Genomic DNA, 16,471 nt, shown 5'->3' on the forward strand with positions numbered 1-16,471 from the left:
CACGGACGGTGGCGCCGCCACCACCGGTACGTCCGCGACGACCGGGACCGGCACGGGCACCATCCCCTGACCCGGCACTGAGCCGGCAGCGCCCCGGCCGTTCACGAGCGGAATCAGCCCGTGAACGCCTCGCACACCGTCTCGTACTCGCGCGTCCACCAGACCGCCAGGGCCGACACCGCAGGGAACTGCGGGTCGGCCCTTTGGTCGTGCAGGCAGTACCGCCAGCGCAGTATCCAGAAGTCGTTGAGCCGTTCCCACCACACCCGGTGCACCGCGGCGGCCAGTTCCGCCGCCCCCGCCCCGGCTGCCCGCCGGTAGGCCCGCGCGTACGCCCGTACCTTCTCCAGCTCCAGCTTCCCGGCCGGCAGCACGAAGAAGATCGCCGCGGCCCGCACCGCCTCCTCCGCCCGCGGCTGGATCCCCAGCCGGTCCCAGTCGAGGATCGCGACCGGGTCGCCGCCCCGGTACAGGACGTTCAGCGGGTGGAAGTCGCCGTGCACCCAGCCGGTGGCCGGGGCGCCGGGGGTGGGGGGTCTGCGGTCGGCGTGCTGTTCCAGCAGGGTGCGCCGCTCCAGGAGGCGGTGCTCGGCCAGCTCGTCGAAGGCGTCCCGGGGGCGGCGCCGGCGCGCGGCCGCCAGCAGGTCGTCGATCACCGCGAAGGTGTCGGCGGGGTCGGGGCTCCGGTACCCGGCGGACCCGACGGGGCGGTGCGCGAGCCCGGCGCCCGACCCCATGACCTGTTCCAACCCGGTGTGCACGGCCCCGAGCAGCGCCCCGAGCCGCTCCGACTGGGCGGTGCTGAGCTGGGCACCCGCCCGGTGCAGCCCGTCCACCCACGGGTGCAGGGCGTAGCACCGGCCGCCGATCTCGGTGACCGTGTCGCCCTCGGTGTCCTGCACGGGCGGGGCGACGGGCACGCCCAGCGACTGGAGCCGCTGGGTGGCGCGGTGCTGGCGGACGATCGTGGCGCGGTCGCCGGTGGAGTCGTCGAGGTGGTGCTTGAGGAAGTAGGAGCCGCGGGTGGTGGAGACGCGGTAGCCGTGGTTGAGCAGGCCCTTGGTGATGGGCTTGCAACTCAGGGGTTCACCGGCGTCCGGATAGCGGCGCAGCACCTCGTTCACCGGAGGCACGGGCGGCCGGGGCACGGACGGGAGGAGCACCTTGTCCACCGGGGACATGGGTGGGAGGAGCACCTTGTCCACCGGGGACACGGGCTGAGCGGGTACGGACGGGAACAGCACCTCGCCGGCCGACGGAACGGGCGGAAGGGTGACAAATGAGCGCGGCACTCACCAGATGTTAGATCACGCTGTGTTTCCGATCGGCTGACTTGCGTCGAAGCCCAGAGTGTGCACGGAGACGAAGTGCGGTTCGAGCCTGAGGTACGCCGGATCGAAGGGCTCGCCGTTCACCCGCGCGGGACCGTCGCCGAACAGTTCGCGCTGGCCGGGCGCCGGGTGCACGATCTCGGCGGTGCCGGTGAACTGCACGGCCCACAGATCGCCGTCGCCCCCCGGACCGGCGCCGCCCGGACCGGCGGTGCTGAAGTTGTCCGCGCCGTACGCCACGACCGTGCCGTCGCACGCGTTGTGGTACCCGAAACCGCTGTGCATCCGCAGGACCACGCGACCGTCGATCACGACGTGGCGGGCCACCGACAGAAACGGGAGGGCCCGCATGCTCGTCGCCAGCCGGCCGTACCGGACGCGGGCGAGCAGTTCGATCGCCTGGAGTTCCTCGGAGGACATGCCCTCCACTCTCCGTCACCCGGGAGGTCACAGAAAGAGGCCGCGGCCCCGGTTGCTCCGGGACCAAAGTCCCGAAGGCCGCCGGGGCACGCGGCCCCTTCGTCCCCGTTCCCGCGCCGTCCCGGTCGCCCGGGTGCGGCGCCTCAGCGCTTCTCCGCCTGCAGCCTGGCCACGTACGCGGCGGCCTGCGAGCGCCGTTCCATGCCCAGCTTGGAGAGCAGGCTGGAGACGTAGTTCTTGATCGTCTTCTCGGCGAGGTGCAGCCGCTCGCCGATCACCCGGTTCGTCAGCCCCTCGCCGATCAGGTCGAGGATCTTGCGCTCCTGCTCGGTGAGACCGGAGAGCTTGTCCTCGTCCCGGCCCTTCTTGCCGTCGCGCAGCCGCTCCAGCACCCGGGCGGTTGCCACCGGGTCCAGCAGCGACTTCCCGGCCGCCACGTCGCGTACCGCGCTCAGCAGTTCGTTGCCCCGGATCGCCTTCAGTACATAACCGGACGCACCGGCCATGATCGCGTCGAAGAGCGCCTCGTCGTCGGCGTACGAGGTGAGCATCAGGCATTTGATGTTCTCGTCCCCCGAGCGGACCTCCCGGCAGACCTCCACCCCGCTCCCGTCGGGCAGCCGTACGTCGAGCACCGCCACATCGGGCCGGGTCGCGGGGATGCGGACCAGGGCGTCCGCCGCGGTGCCGGCCTCGCCGACGACCTCGATGTCGTCCTCGGACGAGAGCAATTCATGGACTCCGCGTCGGACGACTTCGTGGTCGTCCAGCAGAAAAACGGTGATTTTTCCTTGTTCGCGCACAAAACGCAGTCTCACACACTCGCCTCTTCCCTGCCGCCGAACGGCGGGATAACGTGCCGTTGTTCCGGCAGCCTGCGAGGCTGTTACCAGTGCTGTGACCAGCGAGAGTTCCCGACTTTTTCGATTTACTTGGAAATCCAAGCAAAATCGCAGGTCAGATAGGGTTTCGCAGTTATGCGGCGTACTGGGTAACGTGCTTTTGGCAGGACGCTCGCCGGGGCACCTGTCACGCCTGTTCCCGGACCGAGCGGCACCCACCCCGTGCACGGGTACGGACACAGGCGAGCCGCACTGGCTTCCCGGCAGACCCCGGGGGCCGGACCGACGGAGGAGCACGCACGTGACCGTGGAGAGCACTGCCGCGCGCAAACCGCGACGCAGCAGCAAGCGGACCAGCGCCGTGAAAACGACCGCGAAGACGTCCGCGAAGACGCCACAGAGTTCCGAGCCCGAGCTCGTACAGCTGCTGACGCCCGAGGGCGAGCGCGTGGAGCATCCGGACTATTCGATCGACCTGACCGCGGACGAGCTGCGCGGTCTGTACCGGGACATGGTCCTGACCCGCCGCTTCGACGCCGAGGCCACCGCCCTGCAGCGCCAGGGCGAGCTGGGCCTGTGGGCGTCGCTGCTCGGCCAGGAGGCCGCCCAGATCGGCTCCGGCCGGGCCCTGCGCGACGACGACTACGTCTTCCCGACGTACCGCGAGCACGGCGTCGCCTGGTGCCGGGGGGTCGACCCGACCAATCTGCTCGGAATGTTCCGCGGCGTGAACCACGGCGGCTGGGACCCGAACAGCAACAACTTCCACCTGTACACGATCGTCATCGGCTCGCAGACCCTGCACGCCACCGGCTACGCCATGGGCGTCGCCAAGGACGGCGCGGACTCGGCCGTGATCGCGTACTTCGGCGACGGCGCCTCCAGCCAGGGAGACGTCGCCGAGTCCTTCACCTTCTCCGCGGTCTACAACGCCCCGGTCGTCTTCTTCTGCCAGAACAACCAGTGGGCGATCTCCGAGCCGACCGAGAAGCAGACCCGCGTCCCGCTCTACCAGCGCGCGCAGGGCTTCGGCTTCCCCGGTGTCCGGGTCGACGGCAACGACGTACTCGCCTGCCTGGCCGTCACCAGATCGGCGCTGGAGCGGGCCCGCCGGGGCGAAGGGCCCACCCTCGTGGAGGCGTTCACCTACCGGATGGGCGCGCACACCACCTCCGACGACCCGACGAAGTACCGGGCGGACGAGGAGCGGGCCTCCTGGGAGGCCAAGGACCCGATCCAGCGGCTGCGCGCCTACCTGGAGAAGGAGGGCGCCGCCGACGAGGCGTTCTTCACCGCGCTGGACGAGGAGAGCGAGGCCCTCGGCAAGCGGGTGCGCGAGGCGGTACGGGCGATGCCCGACCCCGACCCGATCGCGATCTTCGACAACGTCTACGCCGACGGGAACCCGCTCGTCGACGAGGAGCGCGCCCAGTTCGCCGCCTACCAGGCATCGTTCGCAGACACCGCCGAGGAGAGCAAGTAGCCATGGCCATGGAAAAGATGTCCATTGCGAAGGCTCTCAACGAGTCGCTGCGCAAGGCCCTCGACACCGACCCCAAGGTCCTCATCATGGGTGAGGACGTCGGCAAGCTCGGCGGCGTCTTCCGGATCACCGACGGGCTCCAGAAGGACTTCGGCGAGGACCGGGTGATCGACACCCCGCTCGCCGAGTCCGGCATCGTCGGCACGGCGATCGGCCTGGCCCTGCGCGGCTACCGGCCCGTCGTGGAGATCCAGTTCGACGGCTTCGTCTTCCCCGCGTATGACCAGATCGTCACGCAGCTCGCCAAGATGCACGCCCGCGCGCTCGGCAAGATCAAGCTGCCGGTCGTCATCCGGATCCCGTATGGCGGCGGCATCGGCGCCGTCGAGCACCACAGCGAGTCGCCCGAGGCGCTGTTCGCGCACGTCGCGGGGTTGAAGGTGGTCTCTCCGTCGAACGCGAGCGACGCCTACTGGATGATGCAGCAGGCCGTCCAGAGCGACGACCCGGTCATCTTCTTCGAGCCGAAGCGCCGCTACTGGGACAAGGGCGAGGTCGAGACCGACTCCATCCCCGGCCCCCTGCACAAGGCCTCGGTGGCCCGGACCGGCACCGACCTCACCCTCGTCGCGTACGGCCCGATGGTGAAGGTCTGCCTGGAGGCCGCCGCGGCCGCCGAGGAGGAGGGCAAGTCGATCGAGGTCCTGGACCTGCGCTCGATGTCCCCGATCGACTTCGATGCCATCCAGGCCTCGGTCGAGAAGACCGGCCGGCTCGTCGTCGTCCACGAGGCGCCGGTGTTCTACGGCTCCGGGGCCGAGATCGCCGCCCGGATCACCGAGCGCTGCTTCTACCACCTGGAAGCACCGGTGCTGAGGGTCGGCGGCTACCACGCCCCGTACCCGCCGGCGCGGCTCGAGGACGAGTACCTGCCGGGTCTCGACCGTGTGCTCGACGCCGTCGACCGCTCGCTGGCGTACTGAGGACTGGGACGTGACAACGATGACCGACACTTCCAACGCTGCTCGCTTCCGTGAGTTCAAGATGCCCGACGTGGGCGAGGGACTCACCGAGGCCGAGATCCTCAAGTGGTACGTCCAGCCCGGCGACACCGTCACCGACGGCCAGGTCGTCTGCGAGGTCGAGACGGCGAAGGCGGCCGTGGAGCTGCCGATCCCGTTCGACGGGGTGGTGCACGAGCTGCGCTTCCCCGAGGGCACGACCGTCGACGTCGGCCAGGTGATCATCGCGGTGGACGTGGCACCGGGCAGCGGTGACGCGGCCCCGGCGCCGGCCGCGGAACCGGAACCCTCGGAGCCGGAGGCCCCCAAGGGTCGTCAGCCGGTGCTGGTCGGGTACGGCGTCTCCGAGAGCTCGACCAAGCGGCGTGCCCGCAAGGGTGCGGCCGCTTCCGTGCCGGCCGCCGCGGCGGCGATCCAGGGCGAGATGAACGGCCACGCCACCGTGGTCCCGGAGAGCCGGCCGCTGGCCAAGCCGCCGGTCCGCAAGCTGGCCAAGGACCTGGGCATCGACCTGGCGACGGTCGTCCCGACCGGTGAGGGCGGGATCATCACCCGCGAGGACGTGCGCGCGGCCGCCTCGCCCGTACCGGCACAGGCCCCGGCGCCCGTCGTGGCGGAAGCCGCTCCCGCCACCGAGGCCCCGGCTCCGGCCGTGGTCACCACGGTGGGCGCCCGCGAGACCCGCATCCCGGTCAAGGGCGTACGGAAGGCCATCGCCCAGGCGATGGTCGGCAGCGCCTTCACGGCCCCGCATGTCACCGAGTTCGTCACCGTCGACGTGACGCGCACGATGAAGCTGGTGGCGGAGCTCAAGGAGGACAAGGACATGGCGGGGGTGCGGGTCAACCCGCTCCTGATCATCGCCAAGGCCCTCCTGGTCGCGATCAAGCGGAACCCGGGCGTCAACGCCGCCTGGGACGAGGCGAACCAGGAGATCGTGCAGAAGCACTACGTCAACCTGGGCATCGCGGCCGCGACCCCGCGCGGACTGATCGTCCCGAACATCAAGGACGCGCACGAGCAGACGCTCCCGCAGCTGGCCGCGTCCCTGGGCGAGCTGGTCTCCACGGCCCGCGAGGGCCGGACCTCCCCCGCCGCGATGGCGGGCGGCACGGTGACCATCACCAACGTCGGCGTCTTCGGCGTCGACACGGGCACGCCGATCCTGAACCCGGGCGAGTCCGCGATCCTCGCGGTCGGTGCGATCAAGCTCCAGCCGTGGGTCCACAAGGGCAAGGTGAAGCCCCGTCAGGTCACCACGCTGGCCCTGTCGTTCGACCACCGCCTGGTCGACGGCGAGCTCGGCTCCAAGGTCCTGGCGGACGTCGCCGCGATCCTGGAGCAGCCGAAGCGGCTGATCACCTGGGCGTAGCTGTACGAGATGGGCCCGCGCGAACCCCGCGCGGGCCCATCGGCATGTCCGGCCCCTGCCGCACGGCGAGCTCGGCGAACACGGTCTTCCCGACGGTGCGCGGCTCGACACCCCAGTGGTCCGCGATCCGCGCGACGATCAGGAGCCCCCGCCCGTAGCACTCTTCATCCCCGACCTCGCGCAGACCGGGCAGCCGTTCGCCGCGCGCGTCGCTCACCGCGATACGGAGCGTGGTCGCGGTGAGCGTGAGGTGGACGCGGAAGAGGCGGTCCTCGATGGCGCCGTGCAGCAGTGCGTTGGTCGCCAACTCGCTGACCAGGAGCGACGCGTCGCCGGCCAGGCCGGGATACCCCCACTCCCGCACGAGCCGCGCGGTGCGGCGCCGGGAGAAGGAGACGCTGCGGGCGGTGGGGGTGAAGTCGAGCCGGTCCTCGCGGAGGACGGGGGCGGGGGGTTTCTCCTGGGCTGAGGTCATGGTCGCGTACCTCTCGGTGAGGGGGCGGTGGCGATGCCGCGCCTGCGGGGCGCCGGTTCCGGCGCGGGGCAGGGTGGTGCACTTCCGCCGGTGTCGGCTCCGCTGTGCGAGCGGCTGTGCGCCGAACGTAGCGATTCGAGGTGTGCCACACAACATCTCGGAGATAATTATCCCCAGGGTGATTGTGAGCTGCCGCCCGCCAGTTGGAGACTGTTTCCGACAACAGGAGGTGTCGAGCTGTGGCGAAGCCGCGCGCAGACATGGGGAACCGTGTGTCCACGGTCCTTGCACGTCAATTGGGCAGTCAGCTGCTGAGCTTCAGAGAAGCCGCCGGACTGAACCAGACGCAGGCCGCGCAGGCACTCAGTGCTCAGGCGTCCAAGATCGCCAAGATGGAACATGGCTGGGTTCCGTTCCGGGACCCGGACGTCGTGGCGCTCTGCGCGGCGTACGGAGTCGACAGTCCGGACACGGTGCATGCTCTGCTTCGGCTGGCCAAGCTGGACCGGGAACGGCGGAGGGCAAAGGGCTGGTGGGTCACCTCCCTGACGCAGGGAAGCCTGCGCGAGTACATCGCCATGGAGGATGTGGCGCTCAGGCTGCGTACATGGCAACTCGCTCTGATCCCGGGCTTGTTTCAGACACCCGAGTACATGAGGGCCCTCTCGGTCGCGGCCGTCTCGCCCGACCGGATCGACGAGGTCGAGCGTCTGGTCGACGTGCGAGTACGCCGCCAGCGGCGCCTGCATGGCGACAACCCGCTACGAGTTCACGCGGTGATCTGGGAGGCGGCACTGCGACAGATGATTGGCGGCCCGCAGGTCATGCGGCAACAGCTTGAGCATCTGCGCTCCCTGGCCGAGATGCCCAATATCAACGTGCAGGTGCTTCCGTTCAGGGCGGGGGTGCACTCGTGCGGCGGCGGGCCCTTCAACATCCTGTCGTTTGTCGAGTCCGGCGCTCTGGACGTGGTGCACATGGACGGACTGCGGTCCACCAACTGGGTCGAAGGGGTCGAAGAGAGCGCCGCCTACACTGAGTTGTTCGCGCGCACCTGTGCCATGAGCCTGTCACCGTACGACTCGCTGCGGGCCATGGAGAGCATTGCCAAGGGGATGAACGAGTGACCGAGTTCCGCTTCAGGAAGTCCAGCTACAGCGAGCCGAACGGCGAGTGCGTCGAAGTGGCCCGCAACATCCCCCACACCGTCGCCGTCCGCGACTCCAAGCAGCTCGACGGCCCCGTCATCGTCCTCGGCCGCGCCGCCTGGGACGCCTTCCGGGCCGGGCTGGTCCGGGCGGACTGACCCGGCCCGTCCATCTACGCAACCGCGCGTACAAGCAGCGTCCCGATGTGACCCGGACAGGGGGCGTCCAGGACCCACGCGTCGGCCGTGGCGAACCCGGCGCGGGTGAGCAGACGCTCCCACACGGCGGGGAGGTAGCTGTAGCGGTAGGTGAACATCGCCCTGCCCGCGAAGCCGCCCTTGTACATGCCCTGCGGTCCGTACGCGCCGGGGATGGCCGGTGGCTGCGAGAAGACGAAGACCCCTCCAGGGGTGAGCCGTCGGCGGATGAGCGGGAAGAGGCGGCCCGGGTCGGTGAACCAGGCTGCTCCGAAGATGGAGTAGACGGCGTCGTACGTGTCCCCGACCTCGCTCAGGTGGTCCAGGACCTCCGCGCACACGAACTCCGCGCCGCTGTCGCGCCATCTCGCGGAGGTCTTCTCGACCATGGCCGGGGACAAGTCGACCCCTCGGGCGGCAATACCCAGCTGAGCGAGGTGGGCGAGAGCGCGCCCGGTGCCGCAGCCGATCTCCAGCACGGAATGCGGGCTGCCGAGCAATTCTGGGCCGGGCCCGTGACCGGCGTACTGGGTCCAGCAGAAGACCGGCTCCAGGCCGTCCTTGAAGGCGGAAGCGGCGTAGGCGTCCCAGAGTTCGGTCTCGGCGGCGATGTCGTGTTGCGCGGGCAAGTTGATTCCTCTCCGAACAGGCCGGCCCCTGTCCTTCGGGGAGCCGAGGGCAGGGGCCGGCGCAGGATCGTTCAGTGGCTGTCGGGGACCTTGTCGTCGCACGGGGAGCAGTCCGTGCCGTCGATCGCCCACAATTCCTCGTCGATATCGAAGCCGACGGACTTCAGGAAGTCCGCCGTGCGCAGACACAGGCCGTCGCGGCGCCGCGCGATGAACGGGGCGTGGTGCTTGTACCGGCCTTCGTTGTACGCGTCGCAGAGGGCCCACCACACGGGCGTGTCGAGGATCAGCTGGTGGACGCCGATGTCGACGAGTTTGCCGACCCCGAGGTGGACCTCGGGATGTTCCATGCATCCGATGGTGTAGATGACAGCGTTGCCGAGGATCCGTTCGGCCATGTCACGGACCATTGTGTGATCGCGCAACAGCAGGGCGATCTCGCGGTCCCAGAGTGTCATTCCGTTGCCCAGCACGTTCATCGTCAGGTGCCCGACGTGCGACTGTGCGGCGTTGAGGAGCTCCTTCGGGTCACGCGTGCGCGTGTGGGTACGGGCAAGCGGGTCGAGTGCGACGGTCATGGACTACTCCTTCGGAGACAGGCTGTGCCGTATCGATTCGCGCCCGCCCCGCTTTGGGAAGCGCGGGACAGGAGCTGCGGACTCCGAGCGCGACGGTAAGGAGGGGAAGCCCTGGAACACCACAGAAGTTGCGCGAAGTTGCGCCTCCTGTGGGCGGAGTTGCTTGAGGTTGCTGATTCAGGCTCACGCAGCCCGAGGCGTGAGACTTCGTCCCTGTGGAAGCCTGAGGGACCAGTTTCCGAGGAAGGATGTGATCATGACCCGGCGGCTGCGTTTCACCGGCACGGGCAGCGGCGTCAACGGATGCCCGTCCATTCACGAAGACCTCGATACCGGAGAGGTGATCGTGCACGGCCCCGCGCTCACCGACCCGGACGACATCGCACAGCTCCGCCACCTGAGCGAAGGCGAGGTACCCATCGTGGTGCCTCGTGAGCTTCTGGTCGACTTCGCCCCCAGGGAGGTCACCCGCAAGCGGAACATCATTGGGCTGGAAGAGTTCGACCGGCTCTTCACCCAGTTCAAGCACACGGCATGGCGCCTGGAGACTCGCCGCCGGTACGCGTCCGACGAACTCACCGACGCCTATGCCCAGTTCGTATCGGGCCATCCGGTCAACTGGGAGGGGACCGACACCGAGTGGTGCGCGGAGCGCCGCGAGCAGGTCGCACTCGGCAAGCGGTTCGAGCGTGTGCGCGTTACCGACGATCCCCCCACGGTCGGCCAGCTCTACCTGCTCGACAACGCGCGTCGCAACAGTGCCGTCGGCGAGACGATTCTCAACCTCCGGCGCGCTGATGCCGACCTTGTCGGGCTGCCCGACGAAGACTTCTGGATCTTCGACTCCCGGCTGGTCGCCCTGCTCAACTTCGACGCTGCCGACAACCTGGTCGACGTCGAGCTGATCACGGAACCTGCGGCGGTGCTGAGCTACGCAATGGTGCGTGACGCCGCGATGCACCATGCTGTCCCGTACGACGCGTTCGCGGCAGGTCGGGCCGCGCAGAGAGGCTGAGGCAGGCGCGTACCGGTGAGCACGGACTACCAGCAGGCACGAGAAGCACTCGGGGTACGGTTGCGCGAGCTCCGGCTCTCGGCTGTCGGCGGCAGGCTCACCGGTATGGAGCTCGCAGAACGGTGTGGGTGGAACAAGTCCAAGGTCAGCAGGCTGGAGAACGGCAGACAGACTCCTACGTCCGACGACCTGCGCAGGTGGGCGGATGAGACCGGTGGGCCTGAGAGCTACGACGAACTGCTCGCGCGCCTACGCGGCTTCGAGTCGCACATACGCTCCTGGCGGCGGCAGTTGGCCTCGGGGCACAGGGCGGTCCAGGACACCCACCTGAGGGCTCATGCCGGTTCCTCCGTCTTCCGTGGCTGGGAGTCCTCCATGGTTTTCGGGATTCTCCAGACCCCGGACTATGCCCGGTCGGTCTTCACGAGATACACGGAATTGCAGCGATCGCCGTCCGACACGGAGGAGGCGGTACGGTCCCGCATGAAGCGGCAGGAGGCGCTGTACGACTCCTCGAAGCACTTCCACCTCGTCCTGTGGGAGGCCGCCCTTCACGCGTTGATCTGCCCGCCGTCGGTGCTGGCCGCTCAGCTCGATCGCCTCGTAGGGGCCATCGGGCTGGACACGGTGGAGCTGGGGATCGTTCCGTTGTCTGCTTCGCTCAGGATTCCCCCTGCCACCGCATTCTGGATTTACGGCGACCGACAGGTCATCGTCGAGAACTGGCATGCGGAGTTGTGGATCGACGACGAGACGAGCGTCAGCACATATCTGCGTACCTGGGAGACGTTGAGGAAATCCGCTGTGTACGGTGCCGACGCGCAGAACCTCATCAGCGCGGTACGGCGGACCCTCTCGCCCCGGTCTTGATCGCCGATCCCGCCGCCTGGGACGCCTTCCGGGCCGGGCTGGTCCGGTCGTCGGACTGACCCGGCCCGGCCGGCCGGCGCCTGTCGCGAAGGTCGCTGTCCACTGGCCTTCGGGCTGTGTTTCCATGCCGCAGTGAAGAGCGAGAGCGTGTCCGGCGCGGGTGTACCCCCGAGTGTCCGACAGCGGACCGATCGCGAGCTCGGTGACTGTGCGCGGGTACTGGCAGAGGTCCATGAGCACGACGGCTATCCGGTGAACTGGCCCGACTCCCCGGGCGCATGGCTCACACCGCCATCGCTCATCGCCTCATGGGTGGCGGAACTGGACGGCCGCGTGGCCGGTCATATCGGCTTGTCCCGGAGCGGCACGGGAGACGCGGCTCCCGTGCTGTGGAGCGCTCGCGCAGGGCTGAGCATCGACGCGACCGCCGTGGTCAACCGACTGTTCGTCGCCCCGTGGGCCCGCGGCCACGGGATCGGTGCGCTGCTGATGGGGCAGGCTGTCGCAGAAGCGCGGGATCGCGGCCTGCATCCGGTGCTCGACGTGCTGGCTTCGGACACTGCGGCAGCAGCTCTGTACGAGCGGCTCGGCTGGCAGCTGCTGGCCACGGTCGAACAGCAGTGGAGCCTGGAGCAGAAGGTGACCGTCCGGTGTTATGCGGCGGCGACCCGGTCAGCCGCGACCTCTTGTCGGACACCGTTGTTACGTTGACGCGAGGATCTCGCTCCGACCTCTGGAGACGGCGCATGCACGACGAACGGCTCGTCGAGTTCTCCCGCGAGCGGCTGGACGGCCGTCCGATACCCGACGACCTGCGCGTGCTGCTGGTGGCGCAGTGGGAAGGACGCACCGACTTCACCCGCCTCCTCGACCTCGACTTCTTCGAGACGGGAGAGGTCCACCCGCTCCTGGACACCAGCTATCTGAGCGAAAAGGAACTCGCGGACCCGGAGATGCAGGCCGTCAACGCCGCAGCCACGGAGATGGCCGAGTACGTCAAGCTCGTGGCGAAGGGCGGAAAAGGGTGGATCGGCTACTGGCTGCACCCTGACGAACCTGCGGATCGTGCCTGGCACCTCATCGAGCTGGACACCGAGTTCACCTTCTGGGGCCTGGCCGGCCTCACCCTGACCGAGGGGGTCGCCGCCGAGCGGGCGCACTACCAGGACGAGCCCGACGAGCGGATCGCGTTCACACAGCTGGCCGCCGAACTCGCCGGACTCGGCCTACCGCTGAGCACCCAGGACCACGACGCCCTCGATGACACCGAGTACACGGTGGACCCGGAGGAACTCATGGAGGAGCTGACCGAAGCCGAACGCGAGAAGCGCGGTCTTCGCTGAGCGGCGAGACACCGACGCCCGTCTGGAAGGGCGCTCGGAATCCCGTGCCCAAAAATAGGAACTGGCTGGCGAGGGCCCGCTGTTAGGGTGGCCGAATGGCATCGGTGAGGAAGATCCAGATCACTTTCGACTGCGCGGACCCCGAGCGCGTCGCTCGATTCTGGTGCGAGGTGCTGGGGTACGTCGCACCGCCGCCTCCGGAGGGGTTCGACTCCTGGGACGCCTACAACGACTCGCTGCCGCCCGAGGAGCGGGGGGCTTGGTTCGCGTGCTCCGATCCCACGGGCGAGGGCCCGCGCCTGTACTTCCAACGCGTTCCCGAAGGGAAGGTCGCCAAGAACCGGGTGCACATCGACGTGCGGGCCGGCACCGGGCTCGTGGGTGCGGAGCGGCTGGCCGTGCTGGAGGCCGAACGCGATCGGCTGGTGGCGCTCGGTGCGGTGTGCACGAAGGTGCTGTACGCCGACGAGGACAACGAGTCCTGCATCAACATGCAGGACGTCGAGGGCAACGAGTTCTGCCTCGACTGAGCACTCTCCGGTACGGCGAGAGGGGGCCCGCGCGGTGCGGGCCCCCTCTGTGCGTGCTTGCCGGGCGGGCTACTTCTTGAAGGAGTAGTCCATGATCTTCTTCATGTCCGCCGAGCGGTTGGTCGCGTTGGTGGAGGCGAGCACCGTGCCGACGATCGTCTTGCTGCCGCGGGTCGCGGCGAAGACCAGGCAGTACTTGGCCGTCGGGCCGGAGCCGGTCTTGATGCCGATGGCGCCGCTGTAGCTGCTGAGCATGGTGTTGGTGTTGGACCACGACATGTAGCGGTAGCCGCCGGACTTCGTGGTGACCTTCTGCTTGGTCGACTTGGTCTTGACGACCGTGCGGAAGGTGGAGCTCTTCATCGCGCTGCTGGCGAGCTTCGTCAGGTCGCGCGGTGTCGAGTAGTTCGAGCCGTTCCCTATGCCGTCGAACGAGTCGAAGTGGGTGTTCTTCAGGCCGAGGGACTTGGCCTGGGCGTTCATCTTGCCGACGAACGACTTCACGCGGGCCGCGCGGGTGGAGCCGGAACCGAACTTGTCGGCCAGGGCGTAGGCGGCGTCGCAGCCGGACGGCAGCATCAGGCCGTACAGCAGCTGGCGGACCGTGACCTTGTCGCCCACGATGAGGCGGGCCGACGAGGCGCCCTTGGAGACGATGTAGTCGCTGTACGCCTTCTGGATCGTGACCTTGGAATCCAGGTTCAGGTTCTTCTGCGACAGCACCACCTTCGCTGTCATGATCTTGGTGGTGGAGCCGGTGGAACGGCGGGTGTCCGCGGCCTTGGAGAACAGGGTCTTCGCGGAGCCGTTGTTCATCGTGAATCCGCCGGCGGCGGTGATCTTCGGGGTGGCGAGCGTGGCGGCCTGCGCGGTGGAGGCGAAGACGCTGCCCGCGATGACGGCACCGGCCGTGAGGGCCACGGTGGCCGTGGCAGTGGCGCGGCTTATGCCCTTAATGCCGATTTTCAACTTGAATACTCCAAATGCCCCTGGAATGCGGCCACATGAAGGTGCCGCTCGGTGGTGAGACTCATGAGACTGCCCGATGGATGTGCTGATTCCTGAGGCAATTCAGGGATACGGGTGATTCCTGCCACGGTCGGGTGAAGTGGTGCGGGCCGGAGGGTGCGCGTCCCGTATCGCGGACCCGTTTCGTCATGCACGCATCTTGTATCTATGCTGTGTGCATGCCTGCCGCACCCCCAGCCGTGAAGCCTGCCCCGAAGTCGTCCATGAAGTCCGCCGTCAAGCAGCCGCCCGCCGCCGAGCGCGTGTACACCCACATCAAGGAGGCGGTCCTGCACCGCCGTTACGAGGGCGGCACCCTCCTGACCGAAGGAGACCTCGCGGAGGCGGTCGGCGTCTCCCGTACGCCGGTGCGCGAGGCGCTGCTGCGGCTGGAGGTCGAGGGGCTGATCAAGCTCTACCCGAAGAAGGGCGCCCTCGTTCTCGCCGTCTCCGCCCAGGAGATCGCGGACGTGGTGGAAACCCGGCTGCTGGTCGAGGAGTTCGCGGCGCGCAAGGCCGTGCCCGCCTCCGCGCAGCTGATCGGCCGGCTCGAAGAACTCCTGGAGGAGCAGCGCCGGCTGGCCGAGGCCGGAGACCTGGCGGAGGTGTCCGTGAAGGACCGCTGCTTCCACGCCGAGATCGTGCGCAACGCGGGCAACGACATCCTCTCGCGCCTCTACGACCAGCTGCGCGACCGGCAGTTGCGGATGGGCGTCGCCGTGATGGAGGCGCACCCGGGGAGGATCGCCGCCAACATCACCGAGCACGGTGAGCTGCTGGAGGCGATCAGGGCCGGGGACGCGGAGGGGGCCGCGCAGGTCGTGCGGCGCCATGTCAGCCGGGTCAAGGTGCTGGTCAGGGGTGAGGACCGGTGAGTTCTGCCGCCGCTCCCACCCTGTCCCTGCCCGGCGATCCACCCGGCGGCCGGCGTGCCGCATGGGTCTGGAGCATCGGGGTCGCCGTCTACTTCGTCGCGATCATCTTCCGCACCAGCCTGGGCGTCGCCGGGCTGGACGCCGCCGACCGGTTCCACGTCAGCGCCTCCGCGCTCTCCACGTTCTCCATCCTCCAGCTGCTCGTCTACGCGGGCATGCAGATACCCGTCGGCCTGATGGTCGACCGGCTGGGCACCAAGAAGGTCCTCACCCTCGGGGCCGTGCTGTTCACCCTCGGGCAGCTCGGCTTCGCGCTCTCCCCCTCGTACGGCATGGCGCTGGCGTCCAGGGCGCTGCTCGGCTGCGGCGACGCGATGACGTTCATCAGCGTGCTGCGGCTCGGCGCCCGCTGGTTCCCGGCCCGGCGCGGCCCGCTGATCGGCCAGGTCGCCGCGCTCTTCGGGATGGCGGGCAACCTCGTCTCGACGCTCTTCATCGCGCGGGCCCTGCACGGATTCGGCTGGACCACCACGTTCGTCGGCAGCTCCGCCGCCGGGGTCGTCGTCCTCGTTCTGCTGCTGCTCTTCCTGAAGGACCACCCCGAGGGCCACGAGCCGCCACCCGCGGAGCACGCGGGCGCCGCCTATGTGCGCAAGCAGATCGCCGCGGCCTGGCGGGAGCCCGGAACCCGGCTCGGCATGTGGGTGCACTTCACCACGCAGTTCCCGGCCATGGTGTTCCTGCTGCTGTGGGGACTGCCGTTCCTGGTGGAGGCACAGGGGCTCAGCCGGTCCACCGCAGGTGAGCTGCTCACCCTGGTGGTGCTCTCCAACATGGCGTTCGGGCTGGTCTACGGGCAGATCATCGCCCGCCACCACGCGGCCCGCGCCCCGTTGGCCCTCGGCACGGTCCTGGTGACGGCGCTGCTCTGGGCGTCGGCCATCTTCTACCCGGGCGACCACGCGCCGATGTGGCTGCTGATCGTGGAGTGCGTGGTGCTCGGCGCCTGCGGCCCGGCCTCGATGATCGGCTTCGACTTCGCACGGCCGGCCAACCCGCCGGAGCGGCAGGGCACCGCGTCGGGCATCGTGAACATGGGCGGCTTCATCGCCTCGATGACCACGCTGTTCGCCGTCGGTGTGCTGCTGGACGCGACCGGCGACAACTACCGGATCGCGTTCGCCTCGGTCTTCGTGCTGGAGGCGCTCGGCGTCGTACAGATCCTGCGGCTGCACTCCAGGGCCACGCACCGCGAGCGGAACCACCATGTGGTCAGCCGCGTGGAGGCCGTGCACGTACCCGTGTGACCGCTCGTCGCGCCGGATCGGCGGCG

General features: G+C 68.8%; 19 protein-coding genes. 12 read left to right on the plus strand and 7 right to left on the minus strand.

What is annotated here, in order from left to right:
- Positions 1 to 113: 113 nt before the first annotated feature.
- The 3 genes from ACWCPY_RS18780 to ACWCPY_RS18790 form a co-directional block, all read right to left on the minus strand.
- Positions 114 to 1,115 carry a phosphotransferase gene (locus tag ACWCPY_RS18780; protein ID WP_451266375.1) on the minus strand — a complete coding sequence of 334 codons (1,002 nt, stop codon included), beginning with the start codon at positions 1,113 to 1,115 and terminating at the stop codon, positions 114 to 116.
- Positions 1,116 to 1,307: 192 nt separating this feature from the next.
- The gene (locus tag ACWCPY_RS18785; RefSeq protein WP_451266242.1) at positions 1,308 to 1,751 is read right to left on the minus strand and encodes a pyridoxamine 5'-phosphate oxidase family protein; all 444 of its coding nucleotides are present in this window, start codon (positions 1,749 to 1,751) and stop codon (positions 1,308 to 1,310) included.
- A 143-nt stretch (positions 1,752 to 1,894) separates the two neighbouring features.
- Positions 1,895 to 2,554, minus strand: coding sequence for a response regulator transcription factor (locus ACWCPY_RS18790; protein ID WP_362441958.1), 660 nt, complete (start codon positions 2,552 to 2,554; stop codon positions 1,895 to 1,897).
- 340 nt (positions 2,555 to 2,894) lie between these two features.
- On the opposite strand from ACWCPY_RS18790, the gene pdhA reads away from it, so the two are divergent.
- Genes pdhA through ACWCPY_RS18805 form a run of 3 tightly spaced genes read left to right on the plus strand, consistent with a single transcriptional unit; the run spans position 2,895 to position 6,470 of the window.
- Positions 2,895 to 4,076, plus strand: coding sequence for a pyruvate dehydrogenase (acetyl-transferring) E1 component subunit alpha (gene pdhA / locus ACWCPY_RS18795; protein WP_451266244.1), 1,182 nt, complete (start codon positions 2,895 to 2,897; stop codon positions 4,074 to 4,076).
- Positions 4,077 to 4,078: 2 nt separating this feature from the next.
- Positions 4,079 to 5,059: an alpha-ketoacid dehydrogenase subunit beta gene (locus tag ACWCPY_RS18800; protein ID WP_451266246.1), complete on the plus strand. Its 981-nt coding sequence runs from the start codon at positions 4,079 to 4,081 to the stop codon at positions 5,057 to 5,059.
- 10 nt (positions 5,060 to 5,069) lie between these two features.
- Positions 5,070 to 6,470 (plus strand): dihydrolipoamide acetyltransferase family protein, encoded by a 1,401-nt coding sequence (locus ACWCPY_RS18805; protein ID WP_451266248.1) that lies wholly within the window; start codon positions 5,070 to 5,072, stop codon positions 6,468 to 6,470.
- On the opposite strand, the gene ACWCPY_RS18810 is transcribed toward ACWCPY_RS18805, so the two are convergent.
- On the minus strand, positions 6,457 to 6,945 hold the full coding sequence (locus ACWCPY_RS18810; RefSeq protein WP_451266250.1) for an ATP-binding protein: 489 nt from the start codon (positions 6,943 to 6,945) through the stop codon (positions 6,457 to 6,459). The two genes, ACWCPY_RS18805 and ACWCPY_RS18810, sit on opposite strands and share 14 nt — an antisense overlap.
- 239 nt (positions 6,946 to 7,184) lie before the next feature.
- Here ACWCPY_RS18810 and ACWCPY_RS18815 point away from each other — a divergent pair, with 239 nt between their 5' ends.
- Positions 7,185 to 8,072, plus strand: coding sequence for a DUF5753 domain-containing protein (locus tag ACWCPY_RS18815; protein WP_451266252.1), 888 nt, complete (start codon positions 7,185 to 7,187; stop codon positions 8,070 to 8,072).
- Complete coding sequence (locus tag ACWCPY_RS18820) at positions 8,069 to 8,251, plus strand: DUF397 domain-containing protein (protein WP_451266254.1); 183 nt, start codon at positions 8,069 to 8,071, stop codon at positions 8,249 to 8,251. Before ACWCPY_RS18815 ends, ACWCPY_RS18820 begins: the two co-directional genes overlap by 4 nt.
- 14 nt (positions 8,252 to 8,265) lie before the next feature.
- On the opposite strand, the gene ACWCPY_RS18825 is transcribed toward ACWCPY_RS18820, so the two are convergent.
- Both ACWCPY_RS18825 and ACWCPY_RS18830 read right to left on the minus strand, forming a co-directional pair.
- Positions 8,266 to 8,919 (minus strand): class I SAM-dependent methyltransferase, encoded by a 654-nt coding sequence (locus ACWCPY_RS18825; protein ID WP_451266256.1) that lies wholly within the window; start codon positions 8,917 to 8,919, stop codon positions 8,266 to 8,268.
- Between the two features lie 71 nt (positions 8,920 to 8,990).
- Entirely contained in the window at positions 8,991 to 9,497 is a 507-nt protein-coding gene (locus ACWCPY_RS18830; RefSeq protein ID WP_451266258.1) for a hypothetical protein, read from the minus strand.
- Between the two features lie 256 nt (positions 9,498 to 9,753).
- Here ACWCPY_RS18830 and ACWCPY_RS18835 point away from each other — a divergent pair, with 256 nt between their 5' ends.
- The 5 genes from ACWCPY_RS18835 to ACWCPY_RS18855 all read left to right on the plus strand — a co-directional run bounded on the left by ACWCPY_RS18835 (position 9,754) and on the right by ACWCPY_RS18855 (position 13,255).
- Complete coding sequence (locus ACWCPY_RS18835; RefSeq protein ID WP_451266260.1) at positions 9,754 to 10,512, plus strand: DUF6879 family protein; 759 nt, start codon at positions 9,754 to 9,756, stop codon at positions 10,510 to 10,512.
- A gap of 15 nt (positions 10,513 to 10,527) precedes the next feature.
- The gene (locus ACWCPY_RS18840) at positions 10,528 to 11,382 is read left to right on the plus strand and encodes a helix-turn-helix domain-containing protein (protein WP_451266262.1); all 855 of its coding nucleotides are present in this window, start codon (positions 10,528 to 10,530) and stop codon (positions 11,380 to 11,382) included.
- Positions 11,383 to 11,514: 132 nt separating this feature from the next.
- Positions 11,515 to 12,093 (plus strand): GNAT family N-acetyltransferase, encoded by a 579-nt coding sequence (locus tag ACWCPY_RS18845; protein ID WP_451266264.1) that lies wholly within the window; start codon positions 11,515 to 11,517, stop codon positions 12,091 to 12,093.
- A gap of 35 nt (positions 12,094 to 12,128) precedes the next feature.
- Positions 12,129 to 12,725: a hypothetical protein gene (locus ACWCPY_RS18850; RefSeq protein ID WP_451266266.1), complete on the plus strand. Its 597-nt coding sequence runs from the start codon at positions 12,129 to 12,131 to the stop codon at positions 12,723 to 12,725.
- Positions 12,726 to 12,820: 95 nt separating this feature from the next.
- Positions 12,821 to 13,255, plus strand: coding sequence for a VOC family protein (locus ACWCPY_RS18855; protein ID WP_451266268.1), 435 nt, complete (start codon positions 12,821 to 12,823; stop codon positions 13,253 to 13,255).
- Between the two features lie 69 nt (positions 13,256 to 13,324).
- Here ACWCPY_RS18855 and ACWCPY_RS18860 read toward each other — a convergent pair whose 3' ends face one another.
- Entirely contained in the window at positions 13,325 to 14,224 is a 900-nt protein-coding gene (locus tag ACWCPY_RS18860; RefSeq protein WP_451266270.1) for a D-alanyl-D-alanine carboxypeptidase family protein, read from the minus strand.
- A 218-nt stretch (positions 14,225 to 14,442) separates the two neighbouring features.
- On the opposite strand from ACWCPY_RS18860, the gene ACWCPY_RS18865 reads away from it, so the two are divergent.
- The gene (locus tag ACWCPY_RS18865; protein ID WP_451266272.1) at positions 14,443 to 15,138 is read left to right on the plus strand and encodes a GntR family transcriptional regulator; all 696 of its coding nucleotides are present in this window, start codon (positions 14,443 to 14,445) and stop codon (positions 15,136 to 15,138) included.
- On the plus strand, positions 15,135 to 16,445 hold the full coding sequence (locus ACWCPY_RS18870; protein WP_451266274.1) for an MFS transporter: 1,311 nt from the start codon (positions 15,135 to 15,137) through the stop codon (positions 16,443 to 16,445). The genes ACWCPY_RS18865 and ACWCPY_RS18870 overlap by 4 nt, the downstream gene beginning before the upstream one ends.
- Positions 16,446 to 16,471: the final 26 nt, after the last annotated feature.

The organism is Streptomyces sp. NPDC002403 (genome assembly GCF_053593015.1).